18 protein-coding genes and 1 riboswitch are annotated in these 19710 nt (G+C 68.0%); of the genes, 5 read left to right on the top strand and 13 right to left on the bottom strand.

All coding sequences use genetic code 11. From position 1 onward, the window contains the following. Positions 1-18: 18 nt before the first annotated feature. The 3 genes from ACSQ9A_RS01540 to ACSQ9A_RS01530 are packed head-to-tail and all read right to left on the bottom strand — an operon-like array spanning position 19 to position 3225. A complete protein-coding gene (locus ACSQ9A_RS01540; protein ID WP_436292342.1) occupies positions 19-660 on the bottom strand; it encodes an amino acid synthesis family protein in 642 nt (213 codons plus the stop codon). Between the two features lie 21 nt (positions 661-681). Next, on the bottom strand, positions 682-1602 hold the full coding sequence (locus ACSQ9A_RS01535) for a UPF0280 family protein (RefSeq protein WP_436302448.1): 921 nt from the start codon (positions 1600-1602) through the stop codon (positions 682-684). A gap of 15 nt (positions 1603-1617) precedes the next feature. Next, on the bottom strand, positions 1618-3225 hold the full coding sequence (locus ACSQ9A_RS01530; protein WP_436302447.1) for a 6-hydroxynicotinate reductase: 1608 nt from the start codon (positions 3223-3225) through the stop codon (positions 1618-1620). A gap of 224 nt (positions 3226-3449) precedes the next feature. Here ACSQ9A_RS01530 and ACSQ9A_RS01525 point away from each other — a divergent pair, with 224 nt between their 5' ends. From ACSQ9A_RS01525 to ACSQ9A_RS01510, 4 genes are read left to right on the top strand one after another with little or no spacing between them, the layout of a single operon-like run. Then, the gene (locus ACSQ9A_RS01525) at positions 3450-4223 is read left to right on the top strand and encodes a ferredoxin--NADP reductase (protein ID WP_093104350.1); all 774 of its coding nucleotides are present in this window, start codon (positions 3450-3452) and stop codon (positions 4221-4223) included. Continuing rightward, positions 4224-4994 (top strand): TetR family transcriptional regulator, encoded by a 771-nt coding sequence (locus tag ACSQ9A_RS01520; protein ID WP_436302446.1) that lies wholly within the window; start codon positions 4224-4226, stop codon positions 4992-4994. After that, positions 4940-6139, top strand: coding sequence for an amidohydrolase family protein (locus tag ACSQ9A_RS01515; RefSeq protein ID WP_436302445.1), 1200 nt, complete (start codon positions 4940-4942; stop codon positions 6137-6139). The genes ACSQ9A_RS01520 and ACSQ9A_RS01515 overlap by 55 nt, the downstream gene beginning before the upstream one ends. A 26-nt stretch (positions 6140-6165) precedes the next feature. Continuing rightward, positions 6166-6549, top strand: coding sequence for a hypothetical protein (locus ACSQ9A_RS01510; protein ID WP_436302444.1), 384 nt, complete (start codon positions 6166-6168; stop codon positions 6547-6549). Positions 6550-6717: 168 nt separating this feature from the next. On the opposite strand, the gene ACSQ9A_RS01505 is transcribed toward ACSQ9A_RS01510, so the two are convergent. The 6 genes from ACSQ9A_RS01505 to ACSQ9A_RS01480 all read right to left on the bottom strand — a co-directional run bounded on the left by ACSQ9A_RS01505 (position 6718) and on the right by ACSQ9A_RS01480 (position 14455). Then, positions 6718-7752: a L,D-transpeptidase family protein gene (locus ACSQ9A_RS01505; RefSeq protein ID WP_436302443.1), complete on the bottom strand. Its 1035-nt coding sequence runs from the start codon at positions 7750-7752 to the stop codon at positions 6718-6720. 233 nt (positions 7753-7985) lie between these two features. Next, a complete protein-coding gene (locus ACSQ9A_RS01500; protein WP_436302442.1) occupies positions 7986-8384 on the bottom strand; it encodes a GtrA family protein in 399 nt (132 codons plus the stop codon). After that, positions 8381-9376 carry a glycosyltransferase family 2 protein gene (locus tag ACSQ9A_RS01495; protein ID WP_436302441.1) on the bottom strand — a complete coding sequence of 332 codons (996 nt, stop codon included), beginning with the start codon at positions 9374-9376 and terminating at the stop codon, positions 8381-8383. The genes ACSQ9A_RS01500 and ACSQ9A_RS01495 overlap by 4 nt, the downstream gene beginning before the upstream one ends. Next, positions 9360-11147 carry an ArnT family glycosyltransferase gene (locus ACSQ9A_RS01490; RefSeq protein ID WP_436302440.1) on the bottom strand — a complete coding sequence of 596 codons (1788 nt, stop codon included), beginning with the start codon at positions 11145-11147 and terminating at the stop codon, positions 9360-9362. The genes ACSQ9A_RS01495 and ACSQ9A_RS01490 overlap by 17 nt, the downstream gene beginning before the upstream one ends. Further along, the gene (gene metH / locus ACSQ9A_RS01485) at positions 11147-13906 is read right to left on the bottom strand and encodes a methionine synthase (protein WP_436302439.1); all 2760 of its coding nucleotides are present in this window, start codon (positions 13904-13906) and stop codon (positions 11147-11149) included. The genes ACSQ9A_RS01490 and metH overlap by 1 nt, the downstream gene beginning before the upstream one ends. Before the next feature lie 21 nt (positions 13907-13927). Next, positions 13928-14007, bottom strand: a riboswitch (S-adenosyl-L-homocysteine riboswitch). Between the two features lie 10 nt (positions 14008-14017). Next, positions 14018-14455, bottom strand: coding sequence for a PACE efflux transporter (locus tag ACSQ9A_RS01480; protein ID WP_093104361.1), 438 nt, complete (start codon positions 14453-14455; stop codon positions 14018-14020). Positions 14456-14555: 100 nt separating this feature from the next. On the opposite strand from ACSQ9A_RS01480, the gene ACSQ9A_RS01475 reads away from it, so the two are divergent. Continuing rightward, positions 14556-15446, top strand: a complete 891-nt coding sequence (locus ACSQ9A_RS01475; RefSeq protein WP_093104362.1) for a LysR family transcriptional regulator — start codon at positions 14556-14558, stop codon at positions 15444-15446. A gap of 4 nt (positions 15447-15450) precedes the next feature. Here ACSQ9A_RS01475 and ACSQ9A_RS01470 read toward each other — a convergent pair whose 3' ends face one another. From ACSQ9A_RS01470 to ACSQ9A_RS01455, 4 genes are all read right to left on the bottom strand, one after another. Next, positions 15451-16296, bottom strand: coding sequence for an SH3 domain-containing protein (locus tag ACSQ9A_RS01470; protein WP_436302438.1), 846 nt, complete (start codon positions 16294-16296; stop codon positions 15451-15453). A gap of 116 nt (positions 16297-16412) precedes the next feature. Continuing rightward, positions 16413-17459 carry a homocysteine S-methyltransferase family protein gene (locus ACSQ9A_RS01465; protein WP_436302437.1) on the bottom strand — a complete coding sequence of 349 codons (1047 nt, stop codon included), beginning with the start codon at positions 17457-17459 and terminating at the stop codon, positions 16413-16415. Between the two features lie 53 nt (positions 17460-17512). Then, the gene (gene hutG / locus ACSQ9A_RS01460; RefSeq protein ID WP_436302436.1) at positions 17513-18322 is read right to left on the bottom strand and encodes an N-formylglutamate deformylase; all 810 of its coding nucleotides are present in this window, start codon (positions 18320-18322) and stop codon (positions 17513-17515) included. Further along, complete coding sequence (locus tag ACSQ9A_RS01455; protein ID WP_436302435.1) at positions 18319-19704, bottom strand: formimidoylglutamate deiminase; 1386 nt, start codon at positions 19702-19704, stop codon at positions 18319-18321. Before ACSQ9A_RS01455 ends, hutG begins: the two co-directional genes overlap by 4 nt. Positions 19705-19710 lie beyond the last annotated feature (6 nt).

Raw genomic sequence — 19710 nt, 5'->3', positions numbered from 1 at the left:
GGATCAGGGATGGTGCGCTCAGCGCAGCCCGTCCCACTTGGCGATGTTTTCTGCGCGCAGGCCGCCGACGCGCTCATGCACGCGGTAGCCGGTGCTCATCGCGAGGATGAAGACGATCTCGTCGGACAGCGGCGCACCGGGCACGCGCACTTCGATCGCGTCGAACTGCCCGCGCACGTAGCTGGCATTGATGTTGGTGAGCGGCACATCGAGCGCCGCGCCGGGCGGCCCCACCTTCTTGGTGGAGGGCACGATCGAGAGCGCATTGCCGGGCTGCCCGGTCTTCTCCTCGGCCTTGCCCTGGCGATAGGCGTCGCGGTCGCCCTTCCAGCCGAGCAGCTCGCGCATCGCATAGCCGCCTGGCACATGCCACAGCGCGCCGTGCTCCAGCTCGCCGGCGGCGCCGACGATCGCGCCCTTTCCGTAGGTGGCGATCTGCTCGAGCGGCACGTCCATCGCGGCATGCAGGCGGTGCGCCATGTCGACGCCGACCGGATCCAGCAGGCTCATCATCGGCAGGATGTCGGGCTCGTAGCGGCCCGCGAAGGGATTGGTCAGCACCGCGCCGATGGCGCCGCGCACCAGCGGCGTTGCGGCGCGTGGACCGAACTCGTGGTGGATGTGCTCGACATGGGTGAAAACGCGACGTATATCGATCATGAAAAGAAGCCCTGCTTTTCGTTAAGCAAATACTGAACCAACTGCAGCGGCACGGGGCTGCCCCGCAATGGCCGAGACACCGGACGCATGCGAGCTTAAGGGCTCGACCATCGCCCATTGCCCCTGACAAACCAGCACGGCCGACCACACCAGCCCCGCGCGCTGCAAGGCCGCGGCGCGGGCCGCGCCCGCGTCCAGTGCGCGGCGCACCTGCGCGGGCGCCAGCGGCTCCACGTCGGTCGTCACCGGGATGTCGCCCAGATCGCTGTCGTCCTTGCAGGCGCTGGCCGGCAGGCGATGGATGCCGGGGTCAACGACATCGACCGCGTTGGCGATCACGGTGGCCGCGGCATCGGCTTCTGCCGCCGTGGCTGCGAGCACGGTCACGCTGTCGGCGATGCCGAGCGAGAAGCTGCGGCCGCGCCAGCCGCTGGTGGCGACGCCGCGCACCGGCATCTCGGCGCCGATCTCGAACTGGCCGTCGGTCGCGAGCGGGCCGCTGTCATGCAGATCGAAGCGCGCGAGATCGGCGAACAGGCCGACGCGCGCCGAATGGCCCGGCGCGAGGTGCAGCGCGATATCGCCGCCGTTGTTGATCCACGCGCGCTCGATGCCGGGGCGCTGGTAGCAGGCGATGAGTTCCTGCGCCACGGCACCGGCCACGGCGGCCATCGGCGTGATGAAGCCGGCACTGAACGGGGCGCAGGCCTTCCACATGCGTTGCGCGATGGGGCCTTGCAGCGCGCATTCGGTGCCCACGGGCTGGCGCAGCAGCGGCAGTTCGGCCACCAGCTCTTCGAGCACGGCGCCGAAGCGCCGCCACGCGAGTTCGTGCGCGACGGCGACCTCGACCGCGTCACCGTGCGCCTCGGCCACGATGTCGATCGGGCCGTGGTTGAGATGCCAGCGGCCGCCGTCGAGCGCGGTGCGTTGGGCGGTCATGGGAATGAAGCCCGTTCAGCCCAGCATGGGCGGTTGACCGAGCGGCCAGGGATTCGCATCGTCCATGCGAAGCCATTGGCGCGCCAGCGGCGCACCGTCGTTCTGCCAGGCGCCGCGCGCCAGCGCTTGTTCGAGCGAGAACACATGCTCCATATGCCCACCCAGCGCCGCATAGTCCTCGCGCCGCATGCTGAACTCGATGGGCGCCACGATCGCGGGCGTGGGCACGGTGCCGAAGCTGTTGTCGGGCATGCGCAGCACGTCCACCATCACCGTGATGCCGCCGCCGGGCCACACATAGGCCGGCGCGCCGCCGCAGGTCACGTTGACCAGCGCGCGCTTGATGGCGCGCGTGAGCAGCACCGGGTTTTCGGTGACGCCGGCGCGCAAGGACCCGCCGGCGCCGCCGAGGAAGAGCACGCTGCACAGCGAGGGCTCGCAGTTCTCGCCGATGCGCTCGACGATGCGGCGCACTTCGGCGGGCATCTCCTGCTCGACCGGCTGCAGTTGATCGTCGAGCACGTACCACTGCGCATGTTCGCCGGTGGTGGAGGTCATCAGGAGACGCAGGCCCGGCTTGGCCACGCCCTCTTCCCAGCCCTCGATGATCGACAGCGGATCGTCGATGTCGGTGCCGCCCCAGCCGTTGCCGGGGTTCGCCACCTGGAAGTAGCGCCCGGGCGTGGACTTGCGCCCGCGCATCTGGATGCCCGAGGGCGGCATGTCGAGGCAGCGCCCGGCCTGGTGCTCGGTGAGCACGCCGGTGATGTGGTCGTCAACCACCACCACCTCGTCGGCCTGGCTGAAGAGCTGGCGCGCGAAGATGCCGACGGCCGCCGAGCCGCAGCCCACGCGCATGCGCTTTTCCTCCACGCCGTTGACGATGGGGGCCTTGCCGGCCTGGATCACCATGCTGGCGCCGCCGTCGATCACGCATTCGACCGCCTTCTTGTTGCCCAGCAGCTGCATCAGCTCGGCCGTCATGCGGCCCTCCTTCTTGCTGCCGCCGGTGAGATGGTGCACGCCGCCGAGCGAGAGCATCTGCGAGCCGTACTCGGCCGTGGTGACGTGGCCGACCACCTCGCCGCGGTAGCGCACGTTGGCCTGCTCGGCGCCGAGGAAGCGGTCGGTGTCGATCTTCACCTTGAAGCTGCAGTAGCTGAAGATGCCCTCGGTCACGACCGTGACCATGTCGACGCCCTGGGCTTTGGAAGCCACGATGAAGGGTGCGGGCTTGTAGTCGGGGTAGGTGGTGGAGGAGCCCACGCCGGTGACAAAGACCTCGTCGGCGTGGAGGAGATCGCCCTTCCAGTCCGGGTCCGCTTCCGCGGGCGCCTGTTCGGCCGCCGGCCGCGCGAAGGGCACCAGCGCGGGCGATTCGCTCGCGAGTTCGCGCCGCAGCAGCAGCACCGGATCGACGCGCACCAGCACGCCCTCGCGGTTGGCATAGCGGTCACAGGCGCCGGTGCGCCCCTCGGAGATCTGGCACAGCACCGGACAGGCGTTGCACTCGACCTTGCTGGTGCTCATGCGCTCGTTGCGCAGGGGCGAGCGGCCGCCGGCCTCGGGCAATACCGGCATGTCCATGCCGGGCAATCCGTCTGTCTTGGTGTGTTCGGTCATCGGGGGCTACTCTTGAAATCGGGGCCGATCGGATCTGCAACAACCGTGCCGGAAACCGGCTTGTATTGGACTCACGGTTTGTGTAGTATTCCCTACACTTTCATGTTGCAATCACTACATTGAAGGCCAATGTAGCAAACAGAATCGATGCTTGCAATGGTGTTTTCGCGGCGTCGCCGACAATCGGCAGGTTCCCTTTTCATTCATAACCATCCCTGATTCCTATGAGTGCATTCAGCGAAGAACGCGTGTTGAGCGTCCACCACTGGACCGACCGCCTGTTCACCTTCACCACCACGCGCGACCCGGCGCTGCGCTTTTCCAACGGCCACTTCACGATGATCGGCCTCAAGGTCAACAACAAGCCCTTGTTGCGCGCCTACAGCATCGTGAGCCCCAACTACGAGGAGCACCTGGAGTTCCTCAGCATCAAGGTCGAGGAAGGCCCACTCACCTCCAGGCTGCAGCACGTCCAGGTGGGCGACACCATCATCGTGGGCCGCAAGCCCACCGGCACGCTCTTGATCGACTACACGCTGCCGGGCAAGCGCCTCTATCTGTTCGGCACCGGCACGGGTCTTGCACCGTTCATGAGCATCATCCGCGACCCGGACACCTACGAGAAGTTCGAGCAGATCATCCTGGTGCACGGCGTGCGCCAGATCGACGAGCTGGCCTACCACGACCTCGTGACCGACCACCTGCCCAAGCACGAGTTTTTGGGCGAGATGATCGAGAAGCAACTGCTCTACTACCCGACCGTGACGCGCGAGGAGTTCCGCAACATGGGCCGCATCACCGAGCTGATCGAGACCAACAAGCTGACCGACGACCTCGGTCTGCCGCCGCTCAATGCCGCGGAAGATCGCGTGATGCTCTGCGGCAGCCCGGGCCTCCTGGTGGACTTGAAGCACATCCTGGAAGCGCGCGGGTTCAAGGAAGGCAACACGTCGACCCCCGGCGATTTCGTCGTAGAACGCGCCTTCGCCGAGAAGTAAATGGCCAACGGCCGCAGCCTGCCCAAGCCGGCCACGCGCCGCACCGGCGTGCGCGAGGCCGCCGCGCAGGCCACGCGCGAGAGCATCCTGCGCGCGGCCACCAAGGTGTTCGCGAAGTACGGCTACGACGGCGGCAGCGTCGAGAAGATCTCGAAGGCCGCGAAGTCGTACGACCGCATGATCTACTACTACTTCGGCAGCAAGGAAGGCCTCTTCATCGCGGTGCTCGAGGGCATCTACCGGCGCATGGACGAGGCCGAGGCCGCGATCGACCTCGACGCATCGCGGCCGGTCGAGGCGCTGACGGCGGTGATCCGCTTCGTGCTCGGCTACTACCGCAAGAACCCCGAGTTCGTCACGCTGCTCAACACCGAGAACCTGCACAAGGGCCGGCACGTCGCGAAGTCGCTGCGCGCGCGCGAATACTCGTCGCGGGCGATCGCGATCATCCAGAAGCTGCTCGAAAGCGGCGTCGCGCAGGGGCTGTTCCGCGACGACGTGGCGGCGCGCGATCTCTACCTGCTGATCGCCTCCACCGGCTACTTCTACACATCGAACCGCCACACGCTGACCGCCTTCCTCGGCGAGCCGCTGGAGACGCCGGAAGCCGTGGCGCACTGGGAAGACTTCGTGATCGAAACCGTGCTGCGCACGGTCGACGCGGGCGCTTCCGACGAAGAAACCACCTCAACCTCACCCCACGAAGAGGCAAAGAAATGGCAGAAGTCGCAACCGGCGCAAAGTCGGGCAAGGTCGTCATCCGGAACATAGGTCTGTTGCTCTCGGGCGACATCGACAAGCCCATCCTGGACGCCGACACCCTGGTCGTGAACGACGGGCTGATCGTCGCGGTCGGCAAGGAAAAGGACTGCGATCTTGAAGGCGCGCAGACTGTGATCGACGCCAAGAAGACCTGCGTCGCCCCCGGCCTGATCGACAGCCACGTGCACCCGGTGTTCGGCGACTGGACGCCGCGCCAGAGCCAGCTTGGCTGGATCGATTCGACGATGAACGGCGGCGTGACCACGATGATCTCGGCCGGCGAAGTGCACCTGCCGGGCCGGCCCAAGGACATCGTGGGCGTGAAGGCCCTGGCCATCACCGCGCAGCGCGCCTTCGACAACTTCCGCCCCGGCGGCGTCAAGGTGCTGGCGGGCGCGCCGGTGCTCGAGAAGGGCATGGTCGAGAGCGACTTCAAGGAAATGGCCGAGGCCGGCGTGGGCCTGCTCGGCGAAGTGGGCCTGGGCTCGGTGAAGGCCGGCTACGAGGCCAAGGAGATGGTGGCCTGGGCGCGCAAGTACGGCATCCAGAGCACCATCCACACCGGCGGCCCCTCGATCCCCGGCTCGGGCCTGATCGACAAGGACGTGGTGCTCGAAGCCGATGCCGACATCATCGGCCACATCAACGGCGGCCACACCTCGCTGCCCGAGGCGCATGTGTGCGAGCTGTGCGAGAAGTCTTCGCGCGCGATCGAGATCGTGCACAACGGCAACGAGCGCGTGGCCATCGCGGCTGCCAAGGCGGCGTTGGACCTGAAGTGCCCGCACCGCGTGATCCTCGGCACCGACGGGCCGGCCGGCTCGGGCGTGCAGCCGCTGGGCATCCTGCGCATGGTGGCGATGCTGTCCTCGATCGCGAACATCCCGGCCGAGCTGGTGTTCTGCTTCGCGACCGGCAACACGGCACGCATCCGCAAGCTCAATTGCGGGCTGATCGAGGTCGGCCGCGCGGCCGACTTCGTCTTCATGGACCGCGCGCAGCACACGGCCGGCAGGACGCTGCTCGAAAGCGTGCAGCTCGGCGACATCCCGGGCGTCGGCATGGTGATGATCGACGGCATCGTGCGCTGCGGCCGCAGCCGCAACACGCCGCCGGCGACCGAGATTCCGGTGGTGGTGTCGGGGGTGTACTGACTGAACGAAGCGCGCGCGGCGATCAAATGGATCTGGATCCGTTCGTATGCGTCGATGAAACACCGTTCTCGGCCTCAAGACAAGAGGTCGTGAAGATGCGAGGCAAGCCCGCGAGAACGTGCCGAAACGGCGTCGGGCTCAATGAGCTCGACTACGACTCGGTGGTCTACCGTTTCCAGGACTGCGGTAGGTTGGAAGAGATCACCGCGCAAGCACCGGTCGTGAACATCGGCAATCTGTCAGTGCCGTTCACCGCACTTGCATCTTTCGTTCGAGCTACAGATCCGTCTGCGTTTGAGAAGGCAGGCCTTCTCATCACTCCCAAGTTCGGGCTTGCCTTCGATCCGGATGATCCGTTCTGGGTCACCGCTCTTGCCGCTCACTGCCTCGATTCACGGCGCGACTTATGAAGCCGAGAACGGTCTGCTTGCGATTTGCCAGCAAGGCCGCCTCATCGGCCATGACCGGCGCTTGCGCTGCGGGCGCCTCCGATGGCGCGCCTCCTGCCTGCGCCGAGGCGCAGAGTGGCGAAACGAAGAGCGCGGCCGCCACGAGACTGCGCCGACCCACCACGGCCACTATGGCTTTACCTCCACCGCAAACCCGGTCTTGGCCAGTGTCGACAATCGCGCCGCATCCCAGTTGGTCAAGTGAATGCAGCCATTGGTTTCCTGGTGACCGACGCGCGCGGGAGACGGCGTTCCGTGAATGCCCCAGTGCGGTTTCGAAAGTCCAATCCAGGTGCTGCCCACCGGATTGTTGGGGCCGGGCGGCACTTCGACCTTCTTCGCCTTCGCTGGCGCATTCTTGAGGAGCCCGGGATCGTAGGTGAAGGTCGGATTCTTCACTTCGTTGGTGATCTTCATCCTGCCGAGCTCCAAGGGATCAAGCCGCCCGCCGATACTGATCGGGAAGCCGGCCAGCGGCTTGCCGTCGCGGTCGAGCACGAAGAGCATGTGCTCGGACTTGTCGATCTCGATCGACGCCGCGGCTTTCACAACCGCTGGATCCGCAGCGCCGGCCACGTTGACAATCACGATCTCATCGCCGGCCCTGAAGCGCGCGCCCTTGTTCAGATCCGCCAGCAGCTTCGGCGCCATGTGATGCTTCTCCGACAACGCTTCCTCGACGGATTCGTAGTCGAGCGATTTCAGCTTTGCCCTATCGGCCATGTCCTTTGGCGTCGCCGTGAAGGGCCCGGCAGCATCCCTCTCGGTGACGACGTATGCGGCGAACAAAGGCGCGGTGTCGTTTCTGAGGGCCGTCCAGGTGGCGGCGTCCACCTTGCCGGTGGGGGCGATGCCGCTCGCCGTCTGGTACGCGGCCACCACACGCCGCATGCTTGCACCAAAGCCGCCGTCGATCTCGCCGGGCGAGAACCATGCGCGGTCAAGCAGGATCTGGGCACGAACCACCGCAGCGCCTCTGGCGCCCTGGGAAAGCATCGGCGTCTCAGTCGCCGCATTGAGCCGGTCCAATGACCTGGGTTTCTGCGCATCGGAGGGGGCGGTCTTGGCTACGGCCGATGTCTTGGCAGCGCAGGCCGCCCACGATGCACCGGATGCAGCGAGCGCCCCAGCAATCAGCAGGAACTTGCGGCGGGAAAAGGTCATCGAGCGATGCCTGCGCGAGCGGATGGAAGTAGCAGCGTATCCGCATCGCAGGCAGTCACTGTCGGCGTGCACCCCGTAAGGGCGCAGTCCACAATCCAGGACGAAATATGGGAGGACGGCGTCTCCTGAAAACTCAGAGGCGATCCGGCCCAGCCCGGCAAGTCACGCGTGGCGCTACTCGGCCGCGCGATGCCGTGCTACTCGTTGTGACCGTGATCAGGCGACAGCAGCCCTCACCGCTCGCGCCTCGACTTGAATATCAGGTGCCGCGCGGAAAGAAAGTTGAGCACCATCCCCGTCAGGCTGCCAAGCGCCACGCCGGCCGCCGGCGCCCATGGGCCGCTCAGCGTGTGCAGCACCAGCACATAGACGCCGTAGTTGACGAAGGCGCCGCCCAGCATGGTCAGCAGGTAGCCGAGGTATTCGCGCGCCAGCGATACCTCCGAATGCCGCGCGCTGAAGGCGTAGCGCCGGTTCAGCGCCCAGGTCGCCGTCGCGGCTGCGACGAAGGACAGCACCCGTGCCAGATACCAGCCGAGCACGGGGGCCGCGAGATACAGCACGCCGACATCGACGCCCAGGCCCGCCACGCCGGCGGCCGCGAAGAACAGGAACTCGCGGCCCGCCCTCATGGCCGGCCGCGATGGCGCACACCCGGGATCGAGAGATAGCGCAGCCGCTTGGCCTCCTGCCGCCCGATGGTCACGGTGTGCAGCACGATGCCGCAGACGAAGGCCAGCATCGCGGCCAGCATGGTGCCGGTCAGCAGCACGGCCGTCGGCAGGCGCGGTACCAGGCCCGTGTCGATGTAGGTAAGGGCCAGCGGCACGGCCGCCGCGAGCGAGGCCAGCGCCAGCACGGTCGCGATGCCCGAGAAGAAGAGCAGCGGCCGCTCGCTCACGAACAGCTTGCAGATGGTCTTGAGGATGCGCCAGCCGTCGCGGTAGGTCGAGAGCTTGCTGTGCGAGCCCTCCGGGCGCGAGCGGTAGCGCACCGGCAGTTCGGCGAAGGGCATGCGCAATTCCAGCGCATGGACCGTGAGCTCGGTCTCGATCTCGAAGCCCTCCGAGACGGCCGGGAAGGACTTGGCGTAGCGCCGCGAGAACACGCGCAGGCCCGAGAGCATGTCGGTGAGATGGCCGCCGAAGAGCCCCGCCACCGCGCCGGTCAAAAGGCGGTTGCCGAAGCGGTGCCCCGTTCGGTAGGTGTGGGCGTCGTGGCCGTCGTCGACGCGCGAGCCGACCACCATGTCGAGGTTGCCTTCGACCAGCGTGTCGACCAGGCGGCGCAGCTCGCCGAGGTCGTAGGTGGCATCGCCGTCGACCATCACGTAGATGTCGGCCTCGACGTCGGCGAACATGCGCCGCGCCACATTGCCCTTGCCGCGCAGCGCCACGTGCGTCACGCGCGCACCGGCGGCGCGGGCGACGGCCGCGGTGTCGTCGGTCGAGGCGTTGTCGAACACATGGACTTCGGCCTCGGGCAGGGCCGCGCGGAACTCGTCCACCACCTGCGCGATGGCCAGTGCCTCGTTGAAGCACGGGATCACGGCGGCTATACGCAGTGCGGGCAGTGCGGGCAGTGCGGGCAGCGGGGCTGGGCGCGGATCAGGGTGCTCGGTCATTCTTGTATTGCAGGATGCGATAGGCCTTGGCGCCGTCTTTCTCGTACATCAAGGCGAAATGATCGTCGAATCCAGGCTTGGTCGTGATCTGCGGCACCATCGAGTAGGGCATCACGATGGCCTCGAAGCCCAGTGCCGCGAGCTTGCGCGCCATCTCGGCCGGGGGAAGAGGAAGAAAGTCCGTGTAGCGCCACGGTCCCAGCGCGTCGCCCCAGATCGGGTTGGGCCCGTAGTAGATCGCCTCGCTCAGCGCGATCTGGTAGACGCGGCCAGTGGCGTGCTCGCGCAGGTAGTTCATGACGGCATAGCCGGGCACGTTGGCCCGCAGGAAGGCCTCCCGCGTCTCTGGCGTCGGCGACACCTTGGTGAGCGCGCGCGCGGTATGCCGGACCGACACCGCCGCGAGCGCTGCCAGAAAGACAACGACGAAGAGACTGCCCGCGCGCGCCGGCCAACCCACGCGGCCGGCTACCGGCAGCAGCCAGCGCAGCCCCGCCACGATCCAGCCGAGCAGCACCTGCCAGCCCAGCACCGCGATCAGCGCGATCAGCGGGAACGAAGCCGTCAAGTAGCGCGGGTAGCGCGAGGTCAGCGCCCACACGAGCACCGAGTAGGCGCAGAAGATGATCGCGGCGTGCACGGCCGGCGAGCGCCGCCAGGCCTTGCTGAGAGGCGCGAGCACCACGGGCCAGATCAGGAGGCTGGGAAAGGCGGCATGGATGCGCACGTCGTCGAGCTGGTTCTTGTAGTCGGCCAGGTTCCAGTTGCTGAAGCCGAACAGCTTCGCGCCGATGGGATTGAAGGGATCGCCCGTCATCACGGCATTGCGCGCGTACCAGTAGATGCAGGGAACGAGAAAGCACAGCAGCGCGACGGCCCAGACGCCCGGGCGCCGCTCGCGGCGGATCACGAACCAGGCCACCAGCGGCAGGAAGGTCAGCGCCTGGTACTTGGAGCCCGCCGCGAGGCCGAGGAAGAAAGCCGCCAGCGCCAGCCAGCGCGGGCCCTGGGCCGGTGGCGATTCGCGCCACCACCACAGGGCCGTGCAGGCCGCCAGCACGAACAGCGCGACGCCCGTGTCGATCAAGGCGTTCGAATAGTCGCCCATGCCGAGCCAGATGGCGGCGCCCGCGCAGCCCAGCACGCGGTTCAGGTGCAGCACGCCCAGGCGGTAGACCATCCACACCGACAGCCAGCCGGCCAGCGCGTTCAGGAAATGCGCCAACACGTCGTCGCCGACCAAGAGCGCGGCGGCATAGAGCAGGTTGTAGTTGTACGGAAACCAGGGATAGCGCAGCCACTCATGGATGCCGAGAGAGCCGCTTTGCGCCACCTCGCGCGCATACGGCAGGTGGTACATCAACTCGTCGAAGGCGGCCGGCGGCGCCAGCGGCGCCAGCAGCGTCGGCAGCGCGACCAGCGCCAGCGCGACCAGGCCCGCCTTGTCGACCCATGACAGGGGCAGCCCCGGGTCGAAGGCGCGCACCTCCCGCCTCCATGCCGGAAACTGCACGCACGCCGCCGCAAAGCCGATCGCGGCCAGCAGCAGCACGCCGGCGGTGTCGAACGCGCCCGCGATGCCGAGCAACTGGAACGCGCAGATGAAGACCCCGACGCCGAGCGCGGTGGCCATCGCGGTCTCGAGCCAGACGTCGTGGCGCACCGGCGAACCCATGCGCGACTGCACCACCCGCCCGAAGCCCCAGCAGCCGGCAACGAAGATCGCCAGCGCCGCATAGTGCGCGGCAGCAAACATCAGTTTCTGAAGCATCAGAGATTGGGGGCCAGCAGCCGCTCGAGATCCGCTTCGCTCTGCTTGCGTCGCGCTGCCTGATCCTGCAACTGGTCGTGCCCGATCTTGCCGACGTTGAAGTAGGTCGCCTCAGGATGGCTCAGGTAGAAGCCGCTGACACTGGCGGCGGGCATCATGGCGAGGCTCTCCGTCAGGGTCATCCCAATGTCCGCGCAGTTCAGGAGGTCGAACATCGGCCGCTTCACGCTGTGGTCGGGGCATGCCGGATAGCCCGGCGCGGGGCGGATGCCGCGGTACTTCTCGCCGATCATGTCCTCGTTGCTCAAGCCCTCGTCGGGCGTATAGCCCCAGAGATCGGTGCGCACGCGGTGATGCAGCGCCTCGGCGAAGGCCTCGGCCAGCCGGTCGGCCAGCGCCTTGAGCATGATGGCCGAGTAGTCGTCGAGGTCGTCGACGAAGTACTTCTCCTTCTTCTCGACACCGAGCCCGGCGGTGACGGCGAACATGCCGACATAGTCCTTCAGGCCGCTCTCGCGCGGCGCGACGAAGTCGGCCAGGCAGCGGCTCGGGCGCATGACGCCTTCGATGGCCTGCTTCTCGGTCTGCTGGCGCAACCCGTACCAGGTGAGCGCGGCTTCGGTGCGCGATTCGTCGGTGTAGAGCACGATGTCGTCGTCGTTCTCGGTGTTGGCGGGCCAGAAGCCGATCACGCCGCTGGCGCTGAGCCAGCGCCCTTCGATCAGCCGCTTGAGCATGCGCTGGCCGTCGGCATACACGCGCACGGCCTCGGTGCCGACCACCTCGTCCTTGAGGATCGCCGGGAACGGGCCCGCGAGGTCCCAGGTCTGGAAGAACGGCCCCCAGTCGATGTACTTCGCGAGCTCGGTCAGGTCGAAGTTCTTGAACACGCGCCGGCCGATGAACTTCGGCACCGGCGGCAGGTAATTCGACCAGGCTATCGGCGTCTTGTTGGCGCGCGCTTTCGCCAGCGGCCACAGCGGCGTCTGCTTCTTGTTGGCGTGCTGGTGGCGGACCTTGTCGTAGTCGGCGTTGATCTCGTCGATGTAGGCCGCCGCCTGGTCGGACAGCAGCGACTGCGCCACGCTCACGCTGCGCGAGGCGTCGGGCACGTAGACCACCGGCCCTTCGTAGTGCGGCGCGATCTTCACCGCCGTGTGCACGCGGCTGGTGGTGGCGCCGCCGATCAGCAGCGGGATCTTCTTGATGCGGAAATGCTCGTCCTTCTGCATCTCGCCGGCGACGTACTGCATCTCCTCGAGGCTGGGCGTGATCAGGCCCGACAGGCCCACGATGTCCGCGCCCTCGACCTTGGCGCGCGCCAGGATCTCGTGGCACGGGACCATCACGCCCATGTTCACCACCTCGAAGTTGTTGCACTGGAGCACGACGGTCACGATGTTCTTGCCGATGTCGTGCACGTCGCCCTTGACGGTGGCGATGATGATCTTGCCCTTGGTGCGCACGTCGCGGCCCGCGGCTTCGTCCTGGCGCTTCTCTTCCTCGATGTAGGGAATGAGGTGGGCCACGGCCGACTTCATCACGCGCGCCGACTTCACCACCTGCGGCAGGAACATCTTGCCCTGGCCGAACAGGTCGCCGACGATGTTCATGCCGTCCATCAGCGGGCCTTCGATCACGTGCAGCGGCCGGCCGCCCTTGGCCAGGATCTGCTGGTAGGCCTCTTCGGTGTCCTCGACGATGAAGTCGGTGATGCCGTGCACCATCGCATGCGAGAGCCGCTGGTTCACGTGCACCGGGTGCTCGGGCGTGCCGCGCCACTCGAGCTTCTTGCTCTCGTCCTTGGCGCCGCTCTTGGCGGTTTCGGCCACTTCGACCAGGCGCTCGCCGGCGTCGGGGCGGCGGTTCAGCACCACGTCTTCCACGCGCTCGCGCAGCTCGGGTTCGAGGTCGTCGTAGACGCCCACCATGCCGGCGTTGACGATGCCCATGTCCATGCCCGCCTTGATCGCGTGGTAGAGGAACACGGTGTGGATCGCTTCGCGCACCGGGTCGTTGCCGCGGAAGCTGAAGCTCACGTTCGAGACGCCGCCCGACACCTTGGCGCCCGGCAGGTTTTCCTTGATCCAGCGCGTGGCGTTGATGAAGTCGACCGCGTAGTTGTTGTGCTCCTCGATGCCGGTGGCGATCGCGAAGATGTTGGGGTCGAAGATGATGTCCTCGGGCGGGAAGCCGATCTCGTCGACCAGGATGCGGTAGGCGCGCTCGCAGATCTCGATCTTACGTTCGTAGGTGTCGGCCTGGCCCTGCTCGTCGAAGGCCATCACGACCGCGGCCGCGCCGTAGCGGCGCAGCAGCGTCGCGTGGTGCTTGAACTGGGCCTCGCCCTCCTTCATGCTGATCGAGTTGACGATACCCTTGCCCTGGATGCAGCGCAGGCCGGCTTCGATCACTTCCCACTTGGAGCTGTCGATCATGATCGGCACGCGCGCGATGTCGGGCTCGCTGGCGATCAGGTTCAGGAAACGCACCATCGCGGCCTTGCTGTCGAGCATGGCCTCGTCCATGTTGATGTCGATCACCTGCGCGCCGTTCTCGACCTGCTGGCGCGCGACCGCCAGCGCTTCCTCGAACTGGCCGTTCAGGATCATGCGGGCGAAAGCCTTGGAGCCGGTGACGTTGGTGCGCTCGCCGATGTTGACGAAGAGCGTGCCTTGGCCGATCTGCACCGGCTCGAGGCCGGACAGCTTCATCGGAGGAACCGGGAGAACAGGGACGGAAGACGGATCGGAGGACATGGGCTCACCTGCGGAACGTGGGTCAGGCGAGCGTCGTTGCAAGCCCAAGCCTGACGCGGACGCTTCGGATGGAAGGTACCGCGCTGCAACGCTCCTTGGGAGCCGCGGATTTTACGCCGGCTGGGCCACGCCGGCGGCCGATGCGGGCAGGCCGAACAGCAGGTCGAAGGCCCAGTTGAAGACGAAGGTGTAGACCAGGAAGAACACCACCAGGCCCAGGTCCATCACCAGCGCCTGCCACAGGCTCACCTCCATCCACCAGGCGAAGACCGGCACCAGGAAGGCGACCAGGCCGCCCTCGAAGCCGATCGCGTGGGCGACGCGGCGGCGCAAGCTGCGGCCGCGCACGGCCTGGCGCGACTCCCAGCGCTCGAACAGGGTGTTGAAGGCGAGGTTCCAGAGGATCGCGATGACCGAGGCGATGACGGCCAGCACGCCCGAGTGGCCCATGCCCTGCCCCGACATCAGCGCCAGTCCGGCGCTGGCCGCGACGATGGCGAGACCTTCGTAGAGCGTGATGTAGACGACGCGACGCTTGAGCCCTTGCATGAAATCTTCCTGTTTGGATTGGCGGTTTGGCCCCTACTTTATGTGCGCTCATCTGATATAAAAAGTCATCTTCTTTCAGAATTATTGAAAGGCCGTTGCCATGAGTTTTTCCAGCGACAACGTGCACGTGTTTCTGGCCGTGCTCGACCACGGCTCCTTCTCGGCCGCCGCGCGGGCGCTCGGCCGCGTGCCCTCGGCGGTGAGCATGGCGATCGCGAACCTCGAGGCCGAGCTGGACCTGCCGCTCTTCGACCGCGGCGGCCGCGAGCCCCAGCCGACGGCCGCGGCGCGTTCGCTGGAGCCGCAGGCGCGGCTGCTCGCCGCGCAGCTCAAGCAGCTGCAGGTGCAGGCGCTGGCGCTGACGCAGGGCCTGGAGAACCGGCTCACGCTCGCGATCGCGCCCGAGCTGCTGGCCGCGCCGTGGAGCGCGCCGCTGGCCGCGCTGGCGCGGGAATACCCGCTGCTGGAAGTCGAGGTGCTGGCGGCGCCGCAAGCCGATGCGCTGGCGCTGCTGCACAGCGGCCGCGCGCAGCTGGCGCTGGTCTTCGAGCGGCCCAGCCTCGACGGCCGCGAGGGCTTTCAGGAAGTGGCCAGCGACACCATGGTGGCCGTGATGGCGCCCGACCATCCGGTGCTGGCCGCGGCCGGCGGCCGGCTGCGCGAGGAGCACCTGACGACCACGCGCCAGATCGTGGTGGCCGGGCGCGATCTCGCGACCAGCGACCCGCGCTTCGTCTTTGCGCGCCATGTCTGGCGCACCGACAACGCCTTGGCCGCGCTGAGCCTGATCACGGCCGGCCTGGGCTGGGGCTGGCTGCCGCGCAATTTCGCGCGGCCGCACGTGGCGGCCGGCGCGCTGGTGGAGATTCCGTTCGAGAACCTGTCGAACGGGCTCGACCTGTGGGTCGACGTGGTGTGGTCGCGCGAGCGCCCGCTGGGCCTGGGCGCGCAGCGCTTCGTCGCGCTGATCGCGCGCAAGAAGAAGCCCTAGAGCGCTACAGGCCGCCGCCTGGCCTGCTGTCCCCTGGCGTCGTGCCAGGCGGCGCGCGGTTGATCCGGTCCAGTTGCCTTTGCCGCGCCTCGGCGCCGGGCAGGGCAGCCGGCGGACGAACGCCCGGCTGGCCCGGATTCATGGCCGGCGGACGTCCCGGATGCACGTCCGGTGGACGACCCGGATGGACGTCCGGCGGTCGGCCCGGATGCACGTTCGGCGGGCCGGCGTGCTCCGGCGGTCGGAAACCGCGGTCGGGACGCGGCGGCCGGACACCGTGATCCGGCGGTGGATGCTGCCCTGGCGAAGGCCGCCAGCCCGGCTGCGGCTGCGGACGGAAGCCCGGTCCCGGATGCGCGTAGCCGGGGTCGCGCCACGGATTGGGCCGCCAGTCCGGCCGCGGCGCCGGCACCGGGCGCCAGCCGGCGACGGGCGGCGGCGGATGGTGGTCGCCCCACCAGCGCCGCTCGCCGTACCAGGGGCGGTCGCGGTAGTGGTTGCTCCAGTAGTTGCCGATCGTGAAGCCGATGATCGGCACGCCGATGATGGCGCCGTAGGTGGCCAAGGGCACGCGCCGGTCATCATCGTAGGCGTAGTCGATGTTGGCGGCATAGACCCAGCCGCGCAGCCCGTCGGGCAGCACCACGTCGCACCATGCATAGCCGCTGGTGCAGCCGAGCACCTCGAAGGGCTGGCCATGGCCGAGTCGCGCCACCAGCGGGTAGTCGCCCGAGGGGCCGGCACGCAGATTGACCGTGCCGCGGGCGAAGGCCTCCTGCGCCGCCGCGGCGACCGGCAGAACCAGGGCGATGGTGCCGATGCCTATCCATCGCTGGACGAGCTTGTTCATGGAATGTTCCTTTGCGCTCAGGCTACGCGCGCTCGACATGTTGTCAATCAGCCACGGCCTACCCTCAGCAACGGCCAGCCGCGCAAAGACGTGCACCGCCAGGGCGCTTCTTTACCTCAGGCCGCTTCGGGATACGCGGCCGCGCGATGCAGCGTGCGCCCCGCGAGCGGCGCCACCGAGCGCCCGATGGCGGCGATGTGGTCGGGCGTGGTGCCGCAGCAGCCGCCGACGATGTTGACCAGCCCCTCGGCCGCAAACTCGTGCAGCAGGCGCGAGGTGACCTCGGGCGTTTCGTCGAAGCCGGTTTCGCTCATCGGATTGGGCAGGCCGGCGTTGGGGTAGCAGCTGATGAAGGTGTCGTCGGCCACGCGCGCCAGTTCCTGGATGTAGGGCCGCATCAGCGCCGCGCCCAGCGCGCAGTTGAGGCCGATGGCCATCGGCCGCGCATGGCGCACGCTGTGCCAGAAGGCGGTCACGGTCTGGCCGCTGAGGATGCGGCCGGAGGCATCGGTCACGGTGCCGCTGATGACGAGCGGCAGGCGCTCACCGCTGGCCTCGAAGTACTCGTCGATCGCGAACAGCGCGGCCTTGGCGTTGAGGGTGTCGAAGATGGTCTCGACCAGCAGCACGTCGGCGCCGCCTTCGACCAGCGCCTCGACCTGCTCGTAATAGGACGCGCGCAGCTCCTCGAAGCTCACGTTGCGCGCGCCGGGATCGTTCACGTCGGGGCTGATGCTGGCGGTCTTGGGCGTCGGGCCGAGGGCGCCCGCCACGAAGCGCGGTTTGTCGGGCGTGCTGAACTTGTCGCAGGCGGCGCGCGCGATGCGGGCCGATTCGAGATTCATCTCGCGCGCCAGCTCGGCCATCTTGTAGTCCTCCTGCGCGATGCGGGTCGCGCCGAAGGTGTTGGTCTCGATCAGGTCGGCGCCGGCGGCCAGATAGCCTTCGTGGATGTCGCGGATCACGTCGGGGCGGGTCAGCGAGAGCAGCTCGTTGTTGCCCTTGACGTCGCGCGGAAAGTCCTTGAAGCGCTCGCCGCGGTACTGGGCCTCGCTGAGCTTGAAGCGCTGGATCATCGTGCCCATCGCACCGTCGAGGATCGCGATGCGTTCGGCCAGGATGCCGGGCAGTTGCTGGGCGCGGGTGTAGACGAGGGGCTTCATGCCCCGGATTGTAGAAAGCGCGCCATGGCCCGGCCCGCGGGCGGTTATCGGTTCTATTGCTCGACGAAATCGAGCACCGCCTCGATCATGCGCCGCACCTGCGGCTGCACGCCGGCCGCGACTTCGGGCAGGTAGTCGAAGGGCAGCTTCTCCTGCATGTAGCTGGCCTGCGTCATTTCGAGCTGTACCGCGTGCACGCCGGCGGCCGGGTTGCCGTACTGGCGCGTGATGTGGCCGCCCTTGAAGCGGCCGTTGAGCGCCGCGGTGTAGGCCGGGTTCGAGGTCGCGATGCCGAGCAGCGCGGCGGCCAGCGCCGGATCGCAGCTCGCGCCGTCAGCGCTGCCGAGATTCAGGTCGGTCAGCCGGCCCTCGAAGAAGCGCGGCAGCACCGAGCGGATCGAGTGCGCATCCCACAGCGCGATGGTGCCGTGGGCGGCTTTCAGGCGGTCGAGCTCGGCCTGCAGCTGCCGGTGGTAGGGGCGCCAGATCGCGTCGACGCGCGCTGCGATCTCGGCCTCGCCGGGCAGGTCGCCGGCGGCGTAGAGCGGGGTCTTGTCGAAGGTATCGACCGGGCACAGGCCGGTGGTGTCTTGACCGGGGTAGAGGTTCTGGTTGTCCGGCGGGCGGTTCAGGTCGACCACATAGCGCGAATGGGTGGCGACCAGCACCGAGGCGCCGAGCTCGACGGCGAAGTCGTAGAGGCGCTCCAGATGCCAGTCGGTGTCCGGCACATGGCGCGCCTCCTCGGTGAAGCGCGCCGCCAGCGCCGGCGGCACATGCGTGCCGACATGCGGCATCGAAATCAGCAGCGGGCGTGTGCCCAGCCGGAATCGGAAAGCGGGTTCGGTGGTTTCGAAGCTCATGGTGTTGTGAGAAGTTGCGTGCGCGCGGCGATGAACGCAGCCGCCGCTTGGGAATGAAGAGGATGGCGCCCGGCCGACACGCGCGGCCGGCCCGCGACCCAAACCGTGTCGACGGCACTGCTGCGATGGCTCGCGAACACATGGGCCGAGAGCATGTCGGCGGCGGACAGGCCGGCCAGCGACGGATGCGCAGCATCCAGCACCACGAAGTCGGCCTGCTGGCCGGGCGCGAGCCCGGCGACTGCGCGGCCCGATGCCTGCGCCCCGCCCTGCACGGCCGCCAGCGTCATCGCGCTCGCCACCGAAGGCTCGCCCGCATCGGCCCCGACATTGCGCTGGCGGGTCGCCAGCCGCTGGCTGTATTCGAGCATCATCAATTCCTCGGCCGCGTTGACGCAGGCGTGGCTGTCCGAGCCCACGCCCCAGCGGCCGCCGGCCCCGCGCCAGGCGCCGAAATCGAAGATGCCGTCGCCGAGGTTGGCCTCGGTGGTCGGGCACAGGCCCGCGACTGCGCCGCTCGCGGCGGCGCGCCGGTACTCGGCCGCATCCATGTGCGTGGCATGCACCAGGCACCAGCGCGCATCGACCTCGGCGTGGTCCAGCAGCCAGGCGACCGGGCGCTGGCCGCTCCAGGCCAGGCAGGCATCGACTTCGGCGGTCTGCTCGGCGATGTGGATGTGGACGGGCGCCGTGGCATCGATCGCATTCAGGCCCGCCAGCGCCTCGCGCAGGCCCTCGGGCGGCACGGCGCGCAGCGAGTGCGGCGCCAGGCCCAGCCGCGCGCCCTGCGCTTCGCACAGCGGGCGCAGGCGCTCGAGCAGGCGCAGCATCGAATCGGTAGCGCGGATGAAGCGGCGCTGGCCCTCGTTCGGCGGCAGCCCGCCGAAGCCGCTGGTCTGGTAGAGCACGGGCAGCAGCGTGAGGCCGATGCCGGTGCGCTCGGCCGCGCGCAGCAAAGCGAGCGCGAGTTCGGCGTCGTCGGCATAGGGCGTGCCGTCGGGCGCGTGGTGCAGGTAGTGGAACTCGCAGACCGCGCTGTAGCCGGCTTCGAGCATCTCGATGTAGAGCCAGGTCGCGATCGCCTCGACCTGCGCGGGCGAGATCTGCGCGGCGAAGCGATACATCAGCGTGCGCCAGCTCCAGAAGCTGTCCTGCGCCGCGCCGCGGAATTCGGTGAGCCCCCCGAAGGCGCGCTGGAAGGCATGCGAGTGCAGGTTGGGCATGCCGGGGATCAGGGGGCCTGCGGACACGGGCACGTCCCGGGGCGCCACGGCATCGGGCTGCACCTGCGTGAGCCGGCCCGCATCGTCCCAACTCAGCAGCACGTTGCGGCGCCAGCCGGTGGGCAGCAGCGCATCTTTGGCGAAGAGGGTCTTGTTCATCGGGAT

Origin of the sequence: Variovorax sp. LjRoot290 (assembly GCF_964253985.1) — a bacterium.
In the GTDB taxonomy this organism is placed as follows: domain Bacteria; phylum Pseudomonadota; class Gammaproteobacteria; order Burkholderiales; family Burkholderiaceae_C; genus Variovorax.
Note: the sequence above shows the minus strand (reverse complement) of the source record. Positions and strands in the feature narration are given on the sequence as shown.

What these genes read in the sequence shown, in the direction of transcription:
- ACSQ9A_RS01500 (WP_436302442.1), bottom strand. Translation starts at nt 8,384, where the DNA reads ATGAGGGCGGGCCGCGAGTTCCTGTTCTTCGCGGCCGCCGGCGTGGCG.
- ACSQ9A_RS01505 (WP_436302443.1), bottom strand. Translation starts at nt 7,752, where the DNA reads ATGACCTTTTCCCGCCGCAAGTTCCTGCTGATTGCTGGGGCGCTCGCT.
- ACSQ9A_RS01525 (WP_093104350.1), top strand. Translation starts at nt 3,450, where the DNA reads ATGAGTGCATTCAGCGAAGAACGCGTGTTGAGCGTCCACCACTGGACC.
- ACSQ9A_RS01465 (WP_436302437.1), bottom strand. Translation starts at nt 17,459, where the DNA reads ATGAAGCCCCTCGTCTACACCCGCGCCCAGCAACTGCCCGGCATCCTG.
- ACSQ9A_RS01510 (WP_436302444.1), top strand. Translation starts at nt 6,166, where the DNA reads ATGGATCTGGATCCGTTCGTATGCGTCGATGAAACACCGTTCTCGGCC.
- ACSQ9A_RS01520 (WP_436302446.1), top strand. Translation starts at nt 4,224, where the DNA reads ATGGCCAACGGCCGCAGCCTGCCCAAGCCGGCCACGCGCCGCACCGGC.
- ACSQ9A_RS01535 (WP_436302448.1), bottom strand. Translation starts at nt 1,602, where the DNA reads ATGACCGCCCAACGCACCGCGCTCGACGGCGGCCGCTGGCATCTCAAC.
- ACSQ9A_RS01495 (WP_436302441.1), bottom strand. Translation starts at nt 9,376, where the DNA reads ATGACCGAGCACCCTGATCCGCGCCCAGCCCCGCTGCCCGCACTGCCC.
- ACSQ9A_RS01530 (WP_436302447.1), bottom strand. Translation starts at nt 3,225, where the DNA reads ATGACCGAACACACCAAGACAGACGGATTGCCCGGCATGGACATGCCG.
- ACSQ9A_RS01455 (WP_436302435.1), bottom strand. Translation starts at nt 19,704, where the DNA reads ATGAACAAGACCCTCTTCGCCAAAGATGCGCTGCTGCCCACCGGCTGG.
- ACSQ9A_RS01540 (WP_436292342.1), bottom strand. Translation starts at nt 660, where the DNA reads ATGATCGATATACGTCGCGTTTTCACCCATGTCGAGCACATCCACCAC.
- metH (WP_436302439.1), bottom strand. Translation starts at nt 13,906, where the DNA reads ATGTCCTCCGATCCGTCTTCCGTCCCTGTTCTCCCGGTTCCTCCGATG.
- ACSQ9A_RS01470 (WP_436302438.1), bottom strand. Translation starts at nt 16,296, where the DNA reads ATGAACAAGCTCGTCCAGCGATGGATAGGCATCGGCACCATCGCCCTG.
- hutG (WP_436302436.1), bottom strand. Translation starts at nt 18,322, where the DNA reads ATGAGCTTCGAAACCACCGAACCCGCTTTCCGATTCCGGCTGGGCACA.
- ACSQ9A_RS01480 (WP_093104361.1), bottom strand. Translation starts at nt 14,455, where the DNA reads ATGCAAGGGCTCAAGCGTCGCGTCGTCTACATCACGCTCTACGAAGGT.
- ACSQ9A_RS01475 (WP_093104362.1), top strand. Translation starts at nt 14,556, where the DNA reads ATGAGTTTTTCCAGCGACAACGTGCACGTGTTTCTGGCCGTGCTCGAC.
- ACSQ9A_RS01490 (WP_436302440.1), bottom strand. Translation starts at nt 11,147, where the DNA reads ATGCTTCAGAAACTGATGTTTGCTGCCGCGCACTATGCGGCGCTGGCG.
- ACSQ9A_RS01515 (WP_436302445.1), top strand. Translation starts at nt 4,940, where the DNA reads ATGGCAGAAGTCGCAACCGGCGCAAAGTCGGGCAAGGTCGTCATCCGG.